Origin of the sequence: Paenibacillus sp. (genome assembly GCF_031177825.1) — a bacterium.
Lineage (GTDB): Bacteria > Bacillota > Bacilli > Paenibacillales > YIM-B00363 > Paenibacillus_AE.
Genome location: NZ_JAPSKE010000043.1, coordinates 19,467 through 32,415 on the forward strand (window position 1 = coordinate 19,467; position 12,949 = coordinate 32,415).

15 protein-coding genes are annotated in these 12,949 nt (G+C 61.5%); 3 read left to right on the plus strand and 12 right to left on the minus strand.

The genetic code is table 11. From position 1 onward, the window contains the following. Positions 1 to 62 precede the first annotated feature (62 nt). Positions 63 to 1,214 (plus strand): virulence factor, encoded by a 1,152-nt coding sequence (locus RIN49_RS27375; RefSeq protein ID WP_309123285.1) that lies wholly within the window; start codon positions 63 to 65, stop codon positions 1,212 to 1,214. A gap of 105 nt (positions 1,215 to 1,319) precedes the next feature. On the opposite strand, the gene RIN49_RS27380 is transcribed toward RIN49_RS27375, so the two are convergent. From RIN49_RS27380 to RIN49_RS27425, 10 genes are all read right to left on the minus strand, one after another. Next, positions 1,320 to 2,489: a carboxylate--amine ligase gene (locus RIN49_RS27380; protein WP_309123286.1), complete on the minus strand. Its 1,170-nt coding sequence runs from the start codon at positions 2,487 to 2,489 to the stop codon at positions 1,320 to 1,322. Positions 2,490 to 2,509: 20 nt separating this feature from the next. After that, positions 2,510 to 3,739 carry a glycosyltransferase family 2 protein gene (locus RIN49_RS27385; protein ID WP_309123287.1) on the minus strand — a complete coding sequence of 410 codons (1,230 nt, stop codon included), beginning with the start codon at positions 3,737 to 3,739 and terminating at the stop codon, positions 2,510 to 2,512. Beyond that, entirely contained in the window at positions 3,736 to 4,962 is a 1,227-nt protein-coding gene (locus RIN49_RS27390) for a glycosyltransferase family 2 protein (RefSeq protein ID WP_309123288.1), read from the minus strand. Before RIN49_RS27390 ends, RIN49_RS27385 begins: the two co-directional genes overlap by 4 nt. Next, complete coding sequence (locus RIN49_RS27395; protein ID WP_309123289.1) at positions 4,959 to 5,909, minus strand: UDP-3-O-(3-hydroxymyristoyl)glucosamine N-acyltransferase; 951 nt, start codon at positions 5,907 to 5,909, stop codon at positions 4,959 to 4,961. The genes RIN49_RS27390 and RIN49_RS27395 overlap by 4 nt, the downstream gene beginning before the upstream one ends. A 13-nt stretch (positions 5,910 to 5,922) precedes the next feature. Next, positions 5,923 to 6,738: a beta-keto acid cleavage family enzyme gene (locus RIN49_RS27400; protein WP_309123290.1), complete on the minus strand. Its 816-nt coding sequence runs from the start codon at positions 6,736 to 6,738 to the stop codon at positions 5,923 to 5,925. A gap of 24 nt (positions 6,739 to 6,762) precedes the next feature. Further along, positions 6,763 to 7,413, minus strand: coding sequence for a PIG-L deacetylase family protein (locus tag RIN49_RS27405; RefSeq protein ID WP_309123291.1), 651 nt, complete (start codon positions 7,411 to 7,413; stop codon positions 6,763 to 6,765). A gap of 202 nt (positions 7,414 to 7,615) precedes the next feature. After that, positions 7,616 to 8,581, minus strand: coding sequence for an aldolase catalytic domain-containing protein (locus RIN49_RS27410; protein ID WP_309123292.1), 966 nt, complete (start codon positions 8,579 to 8,581; stop codon positions 7,616 to 7,618). Between the two features lie 47 nt (positions 8,582 to 8,628). Then, entirely contained in the window at positions 8,629 to 9,567 is a 939-nt protein-coding gene (locus tag RIN49_RS27415; protein WP_309123293.1) for an MBL fold metallo-hydrolase, read from the minus strand. A gap of 6 nt (positions 9,568 to 9,573) precedes the next feature. Further along, positions 9,574 to 10,815: an MFS transporter gene (locus tag RIN49_RS27420; RefSeq protein ID WP_309123294.1), complete on the minus strand. Its 1,242-nt coding sequence runs from the start codon at positions 10,813 to 10,815 to the stop codon at positions 9,574 to 9,576. Beyond that, on the minus strand, positions 10,815 to 11,180 hold the full coding sequence (locus RIN49_RS27425; RefSeq protein ID WP_309123295.1) for a VOC family protein: 366 nt from the start codon (positions 11,178 to 11,180) through the stop codon (positions 10,815 to 10,817). The genes RIN49_RS27420 and RIN49_RS27425 overlap by 1 nt, the downstream gene beginning before the upstream one ends. Positions 11,181 to 11,265: 85 nt before the next feature. Between RIN49_RS27425 and RIN49_RS27430 the strand changes: the two genes are divergently transcribed. Beyond that, positions 11,266 to 11,595: a LapA family protein gene (locus RIN49_RS27430; RefSeq protein WP_309123296.1), complete on the plus strand. Its 330-nt coding sequence runs from the start codon at positions 11,266 to 11,268 to the stop codon at positions 11,593 to 11,595. A gap of 31 nt (positions 11,596 to 11,626) precedes the next feature. Here the strand turns inward: RIN49_RS27430 and RIN49_RS27435 are convergent, their stop codons facing one another. Then, the gene (locus tag RIN49_RS27435; RefSeq protein WP_309123300.1) at positions 11,627 to 11,923 is read right to left on the minus strand and encodes a carboxymuconolactone decarboxylase family protein; all 297 of its coding nucleotides are present in this window, start codon (positions 11,921 to 11,923) and stop codon (positions 11,627 to 11,629) included. Positions 11,924 to 11,994: 71 nt separating this feature from the next. Next, positions 11,995 to 12,207 carry a hypothetical protein gene (locus tag RIN49_RS27440; protein WP_309123297.1) on the minus strand — a complete coding sequence of 71 codons (213 nt, stop codon included), beginning with the start codon at positions 12,205 to 12,207 and terminating at the stop codon, positions 11,995 to 11,997. A gap of 283 nt (positions 12,208 to 12,490) precedes the next feature. On the opposite strand from RIN49_RS27440, the gene RIN49_RS27445 reads away from it, so the two are divergent. Continuing rightward, a partial coding sequence (locus RIN49_RS27445; RefSeq protein ID WP_309123298.1) for a transposase occupies positions 12,491 to 12,949 on the plus strand: 459 nt, incomplete at its 3' end.

Sequence of the window (12,949 nt, forward strand, 5' to 3'; positions counted from 1 at the left end):
GAGAATACATTATGTTATCATGTAAGGAAAATCATTTCTCAGCCGGAGGTGCTGTTTCCCATATGAAGCTGTTATCGATCGAACCGACGCCGAGCCCGAACGCCATGAAGTTGAACTTGGACGAGTCGCTGCCGTCCAGCGCGAAATACGCGTTCGGCGCCGCCGACAAGGAGCGCGCGCCGGCGCATCTGCGGGCGCTGCTCGCGATCCGCGGCGTGAAGGGCGTCTACCAAGCGGCGGACTTCATCGCGCTCGAGCGCGAAGCGAGCGCCGATTGGCGCGCCGTGCTCGAAGGCGTGCGCGAGGCGTTCGGCGCGGGTTCCGTCGCCGGCGCGGCGGCCGGCGACGCGGACGCCGCGTTCGGCTACGGCGAGGCGCACGTGCTGGTGCAAATGTTCCGCGGCATTCCGATGCAGGTGCGCGTGCGCGCCGGGCACGAGGAGTCGCGCGTCGCGCTGCCGCAGCGATTCGCGGATGCGGCGATGACCGCCGGAGCCGCGTCGCCGAATTTGATCCGCGAGCGGACGCTCGTCGATCGCGGGGTGCGGTACGGCGAGCTGCCGGACATCGCCGCGCTGGTGGCGGCGGAGCTCGACGCCGCTTACGACGACGCGCGCCTCGCGGCGCTCGTCGCGCAGGCGGAGGCGATGGGCGACGCGCCGGAAGCGGCGCCGGAGCTTCCGGCAGCGGAGTCGCTGACGCCTTCGCAGGTGCTTACGCGCCTCGACGACGCGGACTGGAAGGCGCGATATGCCGCGCTCGAGCGGTTCAAGCCGACGCCCGAGACGCTGCACGTCGTGGTCAAAGCGCTCTCGGACGACAACTTCTCCGTCCGCCGCCTCGCCGTCGTATACCTCGGCGACCTGAAAACCCCGGAGGCGGTGGCGCAGCTGACCGCCATGCTGAGGGACCCGTCCGTCGCCGTGCGGCGGACGGCCGGCGACGCGCTGTCGGACATCGGCGACACGCTAGCTGCGCCCGCCATGATCGAGGCGCTCGGCGATAAGAGCAAGATCGTCCGCTGGCGCGCCGCGCGCTTCCTCTACGACCTCGGCGACGCGTCGGCGCTGCCCGCGCTGGAAGCGGCGGCGGACGACCCCGAGTTCGAGGTCGCGCTGCAGGCGCGCATGGCGGTCGAACGCATCGCTTCGGGCGAGGCGGCCGCCGGCACCGTCTGGCAGCAGATGGCGAAGCGCCGCGAGAACGACCGCTGAACGTCCGGAAACGTACACTCCGCCTTCCACATCAGGAAGGCGGAGTTTTTTTCCGCAACAAAAAGACCGCCCTTCGGCCGCGACGCCTCGGGACGGTCTTTCCGTCTATTTTTTACGAAGACGAATGGATTTCAGATGCGCCGCGAAGCTGCGCAGCGACGGGAGCGGATCGGACCAATCGAACAGGGCGTATTCCGTCTCGCCGCGCAGACGCCGAATCCACTCCGCAACGTTCGCGCCGCCTTCGGCCCTCCGTTCGAGGAATGCCAGCAAATAGCGAACCGGATACAACCATTTCGGGCCTTCCCTTTGGGTCGTCGCGGCTTCCGGCTTCTGCCCCGTGACCGACAAGTAGTATAAGTACGAAAAATCGACTCCGCATCGGGTCGCCAGGCTGTGCCAAAACCAGGTGCGCGCATTGATTTCCAGAAACTTCGCTCGACGGTCGCGCGGATCCAGCTTAAACTCGACGTTCGCGAACCCTTTGAACGACAACGCTCGCAACAGTCGAAGCCCCAGCTCGATCACTTCTTCGTTGCGGACGCTGACCGCCAGCGCCCCGCTTCCGAAAGCCGGAGGGTATTGCTGCAGCTTCTTCCCGGTAAAGACGGCGAGCAGACGCATGTCGTCGTCGAATAACGCCCCGAGCTCATACACGTGCTCGTCTTCTCCGGGAACCAGTTCTTGAATCATTAACTCGCCGAACCGTTCGTAATATGCGTACGCCGCTTCCATCCGCTCGGCGCTTTCCACGACGATCGCCTTCTTATTCATTCGCTTCCGATAATCCGCGGAGAACGCCGGCTTCAAGATGCAAGGATATTGAAGGCTCGGAAGCAATTCTTGAAGTTGACCGCGGGATTCGACGGTATATGTCTTCGGAGACGGGATGCCGTGCGCGACGGCCGCTTGGTACGTTAAACGCTTATCCAGCGCCGCGTCGATCGTCGCCGCTTCCGGCAATACAAACAAGTATCGCGCCGCCAACGCTTCCCGATACTTGGACATAAACTGTACGTAATCGTCCGCCCCGGCGTAAAGCACGGCTTTGTCCGGGAATCGTTCCCCGAACGCGAGCAGAAACCGCAGCAACGCCTCCTCTTCGAAGATCGGATGCGGACATAGCCCGCACGTCGCGTATCGAGTTCGACCGGTTCGGTAATTCCGGCTCGTATCGAAGGCGAACACCCGGATGCCCTTGCGCCGCAAGGCTCGAACGATGCCGATCCCGTTCGCGCTTAAGTCGAGCACGACGGCGGGGATATCATGATTCATCGGTCGTCACCCCATTCTCCTTATAATGAAACTAAGAAATCGTACAATTTCACGAGATGGGGGAACTCCCCCATCGCATCCACCCGATGGCGTACGCTCTCGAGCCGCCGCCGCTCCCTTGCGGCGATCCCCGATCGTTCCAACAAGCGAATCGGCGGTCGCCCCTTCGACTTCAAGCGCAAAATTTCTCGCAGCATGGCAATCGACGCCGTTTCGATTTTCGCGCACTCGGCCGGGCTTCGACGCCGCAAAGCGTACGACTCCCGGACGATTCGATCGACGAACGCGTAATCGAATGCCCCCACCTCGTTCAAGGAGCGAATTGCGACTTCGAGGACGGGATGCTTCCGCAGCAGCAGCATTTTGTTCCTTTGCCATTCGATCTTCTTGTTCGGCGGCGGCGCATGTTCTTGATGGTATCGCTTGACCCGATCGTCCACGACGAATCGGGCCCCCGCCCGATACAGGCGGTAAGCCAAGTCGACGTCTTCCGTGCCCCAACCTACGAAGTCGGGGTCGTACCCGCCGACGGTCCGAAGCAGCCGTCGGCCGACGGAGAGATTCCCCGGGCACCCCATCCAGGCGATCGGGCTGTCCCGCAAGCCCTTACCCAACGCGGCCGCGAGATGGTTGACCTTCGTAGACTTCGGCGTCGAGAACGCGTCCAAACGATGCGGAACGTCCATTTCGTTCGCGGACAGCAGCGGAATCGACCGCTTCAACTTCCGCAGCGCGCTCCGCAACTGCGCGGCATCCATCCGCTCCCCGCCGTTCAACGCCCCGTCGATCCGCGTCCGAACGATGTCCCGCTCCCGGTACATCGTGACGATCTGCCGGAGCTGCCCGCTCTTCATCCCCGGAACCAGCGCGGAATACAGCCTCGCTCCTTCGGCCCCCGCCAAAACCACGCTGCGATCGTCGTGCCGATGCCATTCCAGCTGAAACTTTACGTAATTCGGATCCGGGATCATATCCGCATCCAAGAACACGACAACGTCGCCCTTCGCGCGTTTCAGCCCGATGTTCCTCGACCTTGCGACGCCAAGGACCCGTTCGTTCCGCACGTATTGGAAAGGGTACGGGGGACGATATTTTCGAAAACGGCGAGTTTCGTCGGTCGAAGCGTCGTCGACGAGAATCACTTGCATCGTCGACAGATCGACGGTTTGCTTCTCCAACGCGCGAAGGCAAAACGCGTTGAACGGATATCGGTTGTAAGAAGGCAGGACGATCGTGACGCGAGGTTTCACCGTCTTCTCCTCCTTGACCGTTTCGCCAATAGATCGAACAACCGCACCAATCGGGGGAAGCGTCCATCGGCGTCCAGCCGGTTCCGCTGCCGGACCGCAGTCTTCAGGGACGATGGAAACCCTCGCGTCAACTCGGCGATCTTCGCATTTCTTTCGTGAAGAACCGCGGCCCGACGCAGCATATAGACGATGCAAGCGATAAATTCCTTGTAGTACCAAGAGTAGCTTGCGCGCAACGCCCGATGCTCCCGCAGCGCTTCGTCCATAAAGACATAGTCGAGCTTCTGGACGGACTTTAACGAACGAATGCACACGTCGAGAACCGGATGCTTTTTTTGCAGCAAAATTCTATTCCTTCGCCCGGAATCGATTTTATTCGCCGGATTCGGATGCTCCTGGTGATACCGCCACAGCTCCGGTTCGATCACGAACCGCGCGCCCGCCGAATGAAGTCTGTAAGCGAATTCGACGTCCTCGGTCCCCCATTCCGTGAAGTCTTCGTCGTAGCCGCCAAGCCGGTCGAACAAACTTTTCCTTACCGATAGGTTCCCTACGCAGACCATCCAGCGCAAGGGACTCGTCTCCAGACGCCCGCCGAGCTGCTGAAGGATTTCGTTGATATTCGTTTTGGGCGCCGCGCAAACGGCAAGACCGGCGAACGACTTGATATGCGACGCTCCTATAAGCGGAATCGGCCGCTTCAGCTTTCCGATACTTCGCTTGATCTTGCCCGGGGTGCCGCTCGGGAGCCCCTGCGCTCGCAGCAGCGTTCGAAATTCCGACCTTTCGGCGAGCCGACACACGTCCGCGATCTGACTCTTGCTCATGCCGGGAAAAAGAAACGAATAAAGCTTCGCCCGCTTTTCTCCGCCGATCACGACGTTATTTTCGGCCGCTTCATGGTGTTTATAATGATTCCTTACGTAATCGCGATCTACGATCATTTCCGCATCGAGAAAAATAACGACTTGACCTTCGGCCAACCGCCCTCCGACGTTTCGGGATTTCGCGACCCCGAGCTTCTTGCGGTTGCGGACGTAACGGAAACGGAACTTGGGACGGTAATGCCTCAGTTTTACCGTGTCGTCGGTAGAGGCGTCGTCGACCAAAATGACTTCCAAGCGGGAGAGGTCGAACGTTTGCTGTTCCAACGCGTAAAGACTGTATCGATTTTGCGGATAGCGATTATGCGACGGAATAACGATGCTGACACGCGGTTTCATCGGGTCGCTCCTTCATCCTCTGACGTCGGTTTGCGGGTCGACGAGATCGGTTTCGCGGGAACGCCGGCAACGACGTCCGAGGGAAGGACGTCCTTCAATACGACCGCCCCCATGCCCGCAAGGGAGGATTCGCCGACGGTAACGCCTTGTTTCACGACCGCCCCGGGGGCGATCCAACTTTTCTCCTTGACGACGGCGTTCCCTCCGATGTGCACTTGATGCGTGATCATCGCTTCCGAGCCGATCGTAACGTCATGCGAGATGTGACACAAATTCCCGATTTTAACGCGGGCTCCGATCACGGTATCCGACAACTTCCCTCTAGCGACGCAAGTATTGCTCCCGATCTCCACGTAATCGCCGATCCGCACTTTGCCGACATGAGGAACCTTGTAATAGAAACCTTCCGGGTCCCGTTGGTACCCGAATCCATCCGCGCCGATCACGGCTCCGCTATGGATCGCGCAGTGCCGGCCGATCGTCGTATCTTCGAAGACGGTCGCGTTGCCGTGGATTTCCGTGTAATCCCCGATCGCGACGCGATCGCCGATGACCGCATGAGGGCCGATGTATACTTGCTCTCCGATGATGCAGCCTTCGCCGACGACGGCGGCGGGGTGGATGCCCGTCGGGCGAGCCTTCCGATAAAATCGCCGAACCGCCAAGGCGAACGCGTCCCTCGGATTCGCCATCGGGACATACGTAACGCTCGTGTCCGCAGGCACCTTAGCGTCTTCGGCGCAAAGTACGACGGCCGCGCGAACGGCGCCCCAATCCAGGGTCTGCGCTTCCATTCTGGCGAGCGTTCCCGGCTTGGAGTCGAACACGGAGGAGAAGCCCTTCATGCGGATGTCGGCCGCGTTCGGATAGCTCGAGCCGTCGGAGGCATACAAGCCGTTCTCCTCGAGAAACGCGAGCAGCTCTTGGAGCGAAAAATCGATGTCCATCCCGTCCCCCTCCTTATCCGAGACGAAGTATGTTCCGGGCTTCTTGCGGGTTGGCGACGTCCCGGCCGAGGTCGACCGCGTACTTCGCGAGCCGCTCCACCAGTTGGGCGTTACTGTCGGCCAACCGACGATACCGATAGTACACATTGTCTTCGAACCCCGTTCGGACGTGTCCGCCGAGCATGATCCCGAGCAAATCCATCGGTAACTGTCCCCTCCCTACGGCGGCTACGGACCAAGTACTCCCCGCAGGAATGCTCTCCGACAGGTGCAGCAAATTTTTCGGGGTCGCTTGGATGCCTCCGGGAACGCCCAGAACGAATTGGTAATGGAGCGGCTCGTTCAAGAATCCTTCCGCCGCGAGCTTTACGGCTTGACCGATCATGCCGAAGTCGAAGATTTCGATTTCGGGCTTGACGTGATGCTCCTTCATCTTTACGGCCAGCTTCCGTACGAAATCGGGGGCGTTCAACATGACGCTGTCTTTTCGGTTCATCGAACCGGGCGTAAAGGAGGCCATTTCCGGCTGGCAAGCCAGCGGCTTCCACCGGTCCTCGTCTTTTCCGTTTTGCCCCCATCCCGTGGTAGTGAGATTCACGATAATGTCGCAGCGATCGCGGATGCGAGAGACGATGTCCCGATAGAGCTCCTCCCGCTGACTCGGGGTTCCGTCGGCTTCGCGCGCATGAATATGCGCGATGGATGCGCCCGCCTTCCAGCAGTCGTATACGTCGTTCGCGATTTCTTCCGGCGTAATCGGCAAATTCGGGTGCTCTTTTCGGCTCGTCACCCCTCCGGTCACGGCCGCGGTAATGATCAATTTATCCATTCGTTTCCCTCGCTCCCATTCTGTTCAGACCCACGTTCTGCGGATCGTTTCGAAAGCCTCGGCGTACGGAACGCCGACCGTCATCCCCCGCACATGAGCCAAATAACGGACGCCTTCGTAAGATCGCGGGTGAGGGAACGGCCGCATTTCCACGTCGTACGAGGCGAGGGCATCCATCTTGGCATCGATCGTCGCGCCGATGTCGACGAAATAATTCGGCTTAAAGACGTTGTCGCCCGTGGGTTGCGCCCATTCGGTGGAAGAGACGGTTTCGAAACAAAGAATATCGATCGGCTTCTTCCCGGGGAGCGGCCGCGCGGCGGTCAGCACGGCTTGGAACGTCGCCTGATGGTCGCGATTCAAGTCGCCGTAATGATGCGTGAAGATCGTGTCCGGCTCATACTTCGCGATCAACCGTTCGAGCTCCCGGGTAATGCGATGCAGCGGTACGGCCTCCAACCGAAGATTGGGGAAATCGAGATGAACGACTTCCTTGACGCCCAAGCGCCGATTCGCCTCCCGCGTACATTGTTTCATCCGATGCGCTTCTTCTTTCCGTCCCAAGGCGGTGAGGATCGTGACGACCTCCGTCCCGCCCTCTATTAGTTTCCTTGCCGTCCCGCCGCAACCTAGAATTTCGTCGTCCGGGTGAGACGCAATGATGAGGCTGGTCATAACCTCTCCACACCTACCTGTCATGGTTGTCTTGATCTCATACTCTCTCTATTTATATGAGCCGCTTAAAGAGGACGAAACGGCATATCCGTGGAGATTCCGGCCCGCTTTCTATTCGAAAGGGAAGCGCGGCGCCCATTGCACGAAAAAAAACGGCCCCGACGTCCGGAAGACGTAGGGGCCGTTCATTGGATATTCTCGTTTATTCCGACTTTCCGCTGCCGAACGCCGTCTCCGGCGTCGTCAAACGGTCGTAATACTCGACATACTTGTCCTTGTCGCCGCCGGCGCGAAGCGCCATCGCCGAGCGCGGATGCTCGTTCAGCATGCCGCCGAGCATGTATGGAATGTTGTAACCCCATTCCCACTTCTCCCGCATCGCGACCATATGCTTCTCGAGGAAGCCGAGCACCGGGCGAACTTCGTACTTCGGATTCTTCAGGTAGCCGAGCAGCAGCTCCGTCGTGCAGTTGCCCGCGGCGCGGCCCATGCCGTACACCGAGGAATCGAGGAACTCGACGCCGGCGTCGATGCCCGCGATCGTGTTCGCGAACGCCAGCTGCATATTGTTGTGCGTATGAATGCCAAGCGTCTTGTTCGGCAGCGCGCGCTTGAACTTCTCCGTCATATACGTGACGTCCTTCGGGTTCATGCTGCCGTAAGAATCAACGACGTATACGACGTCGACGTTGCTGTTCCCGATCTCTTGCAGCGCATCGTTCAGCTCGTTCTCGAGCGCGTGCGAGAGCGCCATAATGTTGATCGTCGTCTCATAACCGAGGTTGTGAAACTTCTCGACCAACTCGAGGCCCTTGTCCACGTCTTTGATGTAGCAAGCGACGCGGATCAAGTCGAGCATGCTCTGCTCGCGCGGCAGAATGTCGTTTTCGTCCACGCGGCCGATATCGACGAGAGCGGACAGCTTCGTCTCCGTCTTGGTCGGGATGACCTCGCGCAGGAACGTTTCGTCGAGGAAGCGCCACGGTCCCGCGTCGCCGCCCTTCAGCAGCTTCGGGGAGTTCTTGTAGCCGATCTCCATATATTCGACGCCGGCTTCGCTTAAGCTGTAGTACAGGTCGCGAACGAACTCGACGCTGAAATCCCAATTGTTGACCAACCCGCCGTCCCGAATCGTACAATCCAAAATTTTGCTGTTCGTATTTTTCATGCTCGTTCTACGCCTCCTGAAGCTACGCTTCCGTCAATAAGTAATTATTACATTATAGTTGTCTCGTCCGCAGACCACAACCTCGTATTTCCGAGCGGCATCGTCCACAGCCGCTCCCGCGGGAGCTTCCTCCGTTCCCACTCGGCGAGAAGCCGGTCCAGCGCCTCCTTCGGGGTATCGTCCGCGAGGCGGAAGGCATCGTAATGCATCGGTACGAAAATGCTCCCCCCCACGTCGACGAACGTCTGCACCGCTTCCTCCGGCGTCATATGCGAGCCGCCCATGAACCACTCCGGCTCGTAGGCCCCGATCGGGATCAAGGCGACTCGGATGTCGCCGTATCGCGCCCCGATCTCCCGGAAGACGCCGTCATAGCCGCTGTCCCCCGCGAAGTACAGGCAATCCCGGCCATGCCGCATGACCCAGCCGCCCCAATGCGACGTGTTCGTGTCCCACGGCGTCCGCCGCGTCCAATGCTTCGCCGGCACGAAGCCGAACGCGACGGCGCCGACGTTCGTCTCGGACCACCACGACAGCTCTTGGACGCGGCGGAAGCCGCGGCGGCGGAACCAACCGGCGAGCCCGTCCGGCACGAGCGCGACGAAGTCGCCCGGCAAGCGGCGCAGACTGCCAAGATGGAGATGGTCGTAGTGCGCGTGCGACAGCAGGACGACGTCGATCGGCGGCAGCGCCTCGATCGGAAGGCCCGGCGCCGACAGGCGCGGCTGGAACCCCATCGTCTCCGCCCACACCGGATCGGTGACGATATTGAGCCCTCCGAGCTGAATGAGAAACGTCGAATGACCGACGAACGTTACCGTGGGCTCCGAACGATTGCCATACAGCAGCGCGAGATCCGGCTCGACGCGCGGCACCCGGTACGACAAATCCTTCTTCTTCGCGCGGCGCTCCTTCTGCCATTGCCTCAAATCCGCGAACGACTTCACGTTCGAAGAGCCGTCCGCATTGACGAACTTCTTAGCCATACGCTCTCATACTCCTTCCGACGGGGCGTCCCCGGCGACCTTCGCCGCGGGGCGGCGCCGCGCGAACAGCATCAGGCCGAGCGCCGCCCCGGCGATGGCGGCGCCACCGCCGATATAATAAATCGATGCGATGCCGAACGCATCCGCCATAGCGCCCATGAGCAGCAGCGAAACGGCGAAGACGAGCGCGTTCATCGCCCCGTGGGCGACGAGCACGTTCGGCAGCTTACGTTCCGGCACGTTCAGCTGCAGCAGCGTCCGCTGCGCCGTCTCCCGCGCCATGCACGGCAAGCCGAGGCCCGCGACGATCAAGAGCGCCGCGAGCGGAGACGTCGTCGCGCCGTACGCCAGCGTTCCTATCCCATACCCGAGCGAGCCGAGCGCCAGCGCGACCGGCAGCGTCCGCCTCGTCAGCCGGTCTCCCAACCGCGAGACGATCGCGCCGCCCGCGATCATGCCGACGAAATACGCCGCGTTCAAGAATCCCCAGAACGGCTCCTCCTGTCCGAGACGCTGCTCGACGAACGTCAGCGTGAACGCGCCAGCGAAGATCGAAATCCCGATGCCCTCGACAAGATCCATCGCCGCCACCGCGCGAGCGACGGGGTTGCGCAGCAGCTCTTGCCAGCCGGCGCGGATCGACGCCCAGCGGGAACCGGCGGCCGGATCCGGGGTCGGCGCCTCGACGGTCGGCAAGCGCAGCGAGGCGGCGAAGCCCGCCGCGAACAAAAGCGCGCACCCGGCGAGCAGCCATACCGGGTCGAACAGCGCCGCGAGCGTCGCGCCGACGCCCCAGGCGGCGATGACGCCGACCTCCCGCGCCGTGCCGAGCGTCGCGTTGGCGCGGGCGAGCCGATCCGCCGGCGCGAACCTCGGCACGAGCGAGTAGACGACCGGGTCGGCCCAGCCCTGCAAGAACGAGACGAGCAGCACGAACGCGAACGGCACCCAGAGCGCCTCCGCGCCCAGCCCGATCGCCGCGGCCAAGCCGAGCATCAACGCCGTCTCGCCCGCCCGGGTAAGCGTCAGCAGCCGGACGAGCGGCAGCTTCTCGAGCAGAAACGGGGAGACGAACGAGCTGCCGAACATGGCCAGCACCCGCACGAACGGGAACAACGCCGCGATCAACGTCGATCCGGTCGTCCGCTTCAGGTAGATGACCATTAACGAAATATATAAAATATCGCCTAAATGACCGACCGTATGCGTAAACAACAACAACGGGAACTCCCGCGTCCGCTTGCGCATCAGTCGTCGTACTCGATCAGACCGAACGGCGTGCCGTCCGGATCCGCGCAATACTGGAACCGTCCGACCCCCTTGAGCGGAATGACGTCCGACAGCGTCCGCCCGCCGCGCGACCGCACCTTCTCCGCGTACGCGGGAAGATCCTTCACGTGGATCGTATTCACCGTCTGCGCGGGCAGCGACGGGAGCATCGGCCGGACCGCCGCGCCGTTAATGCCGCGCGTCCCGCCGCCTTCCTCTCCGGTGATCAACCGATAATAGTCGCCTTCGCCGTGCACCGTCTTCCAGCCGAAGACGTCGGCATAGAACGAAGCCGTAGCTCCGGGGTCGCGCGACAGCAATTCGAAATGGACGACCCGATTCAAGACGCTCCCCTCCCGCAATTCCTTTTCCTAATATAGTAATCACTATGTTATAATTTCACAACGTGAATCCTTAGGAGGAGAACGCATGAAGCAACAATGGACGCTTATCTTCGGACTGCTGTTCGCGCTCGTCATCGCCGTCTTCTCGGTCGTCAACGTCGAATCCGTTCCCGTCGACTACGTGTTCGGGAGCGCCTTCCTGCCGCTGATCCTGGTCATCCTCGGCTCCGCGCTCGCGGGCGGCTTCGTCGTCGGGCTCTTCGGCACGATCCGCATCGTGCGCCTGAGCCGGCGCATCCGCGCCCTCGAGCGGGAGCTGCAGCTTTCGAAGGACTTGCCCGCGGCGCCTGCCGCCGCTTCGCCGGACGCACCGTCCGCGGAAGCGGTCGCCTCCGCCGGCGACGACACGAAATAGGCCGGAGCGATTCGCTCCGGCCCTTTCTTTTTCAGTGGACTTGCTTCCATTCCTCCAGCGCGCGCTGCACCCGGGTCACGCCCTGGCTCATCGCATGCCCGCCGCCGACCGCCGCGGCCACCGCCGCCGCTTCCAGCACCTCCTGCGGCTTCGCCCCGGAGGATAACGCCTCCTGCACGTGATACAGCGTGCATACCTCGTTGTTCGCGAAGAGCGAGATGCCCAGCGCGACCAACTGCTTCTCCTTCGCGCCGAGCGCGCCGTCCGCGAAGCAGGCGCCGGTAAAATTGTGGTACGCCTCCACCACGTGCGGCATCGCTTCGTTCATGTGGCCGACGCCGATCTTGTATGCGTCGACCTTTTCGTCCAATATCGTTGGGGTCACGCCCTTCCAGCCTCCTATGCTGCCGAGATGTCTCGGTTAGCGTCCCCATTCTTCCCAACTCTTACCCGGCCCCTTACCAAATTAAACCGAGCGACGACGAGCGGAATGACGGCCGGGTCGTCCCGGATGACCAACGTTACCGCGAACGACAACAGCACGACCGCGGCGAGGAAGATCGCGGGGGACGCCGCGAACGCTCCCCTGCCTTCGCCGAGCGCGCCCGTCAACGCGTCGACGACCCCAAGCCGATTCGCCGCTCGCCGCGAAGCCGAGGGGTGCGCCGTTCCCCGCCTCCTTTCTAAGGTGATTTCCCCTGCTCAGAAGCGGGGCCGGTTATGTCTCGCCGCGCGTGCTTTCTAAGGTGATTCCTTATGCTCAGGAGCGCGATGGGGTGCGCCGATCCTCGGCCTTCTTTCCAAGGTGATTCCCCTGCTTTGGATGAAGGATTGAAATTTTTCTATTGATAACAGAACATATGTTCGGTATAATAAGGAAAAGGAGGCGTCGTTCATGGATCAAGCGGAACAGGTGGCGTATTTCTTTCGGCGGCGATGGCCGAACGGGTTTTCCTGCCCGAGCTGCGGGTACGGGGCGTATTACACGATCTCGACGCGGCAGCTCCCGCTCTATGAATGCCGCTTATGCGGCCATCAGACGTCCGTGACGTCCGGCACCGTCATGGCCAAGACGCGCACGCCGCTCGCCAAGTGGGCCGCCGCCATCGAGCTGCTCGCCTCTACGAACGGCGTGAACGCGAAGCGGCTCTCCGCTCTCATTGACGTAAAGCACAAGACCGCGTGGCGCATGCTGCGCAAATTCCGGCAAGCGATCGGAGAAGCGGAAGACGCCTTCAAGCTGCAAGGGACCGTACATACCGGGCTTCATTTCTTGGCGCCTAACTATATTTTCATCTTCCTGCCCCACCGGCACTATCGCTGCGAGCGCGTCGTGTCCGTCTCGGCTTCCGTG

Excerpts from the sequence above, each read along its gene's own strand:
- RIN49_RS27405 (WP_309123291.1), bottom strand. The coding sequence starts at position 7,413 with ATGACCAGCCTCATCATTGCGTCTCACCCGGACGACGAAATTCTAGGT.
- RIN49_RS27380 (WP_309123286.1), bottom strand. The coding sequence starts at position 2,489 with ATGAATCATGATATCCCCGCCGTCGTGCTCGACTTAAGCGCGAACGGG.
- RIN49_RS27435 (WP_309123300.1), bottom strand. The coding sequence starts at position 11,923 with ATGAACGAAGCGATGCCGCACGTGGTGGAGGCGTACCACAATTTTACC.
- RIN49_RS27395 (WP_309123289.1), bottom strand. The coding sequence starts at position 5,909 with ATGGACATCGATTTTTCGCTCCAAGAGCTGCTCGCGTTTCTCGAGGAG.
- RIN49_RS27420 (WP_309123294.1), bottom strand. The coding sequence starts at position 10,815 with ATGCGCAAGCGGACGCGGGAGTTCCCGTTGTTGTTGTTTACGCATACG.
- RIN49_RS27430 (WP_309123296.1), top strand. The coding sequence starts at position 11,266 with ATGAAGCAACAATGGACGCTTATCTTCGGACTGCTGTTCGCGCTCGTC.
- RIN49_RS27415 (WP_309123293.1), bottom strand. The coding sequence starts at position 9,567 with ATGGCTAAGAAGTTCGTCAATGCGGACGGCTCTTCGAACGTGAAGTCG.
- RIN49_RS27390 (WP_309123288.1), bottom strand. The coding sequence starts at position 4,962 with ATGAAACCGCGTGTCAGCATCGTTATTCCGTCGCATAATCGCTATCCG.
- RIN49_RS27410 (WP_309123292.1), bottom strand. The coding sequence starts at position 8,581 with ATGAAAAATACGAACAGCAAAATTTTGGATTGTACGATTCGGGACGGC.
- RIN49_RS27400 (WP_309123290.1), bottom strand. The coding sequence starts at position 6,738 with ATGGATAAATTGATCATTACCGCGGCCGTGACCGGAGGGGTGACGAGC.
- RIN49_RS27375 (WP_309123285.1), top strand. The coding sequence starts at position 63 with ATGAAGCTGTTATCGATCGAACCGACGCCGAGCCCGAACGCCATGAAG.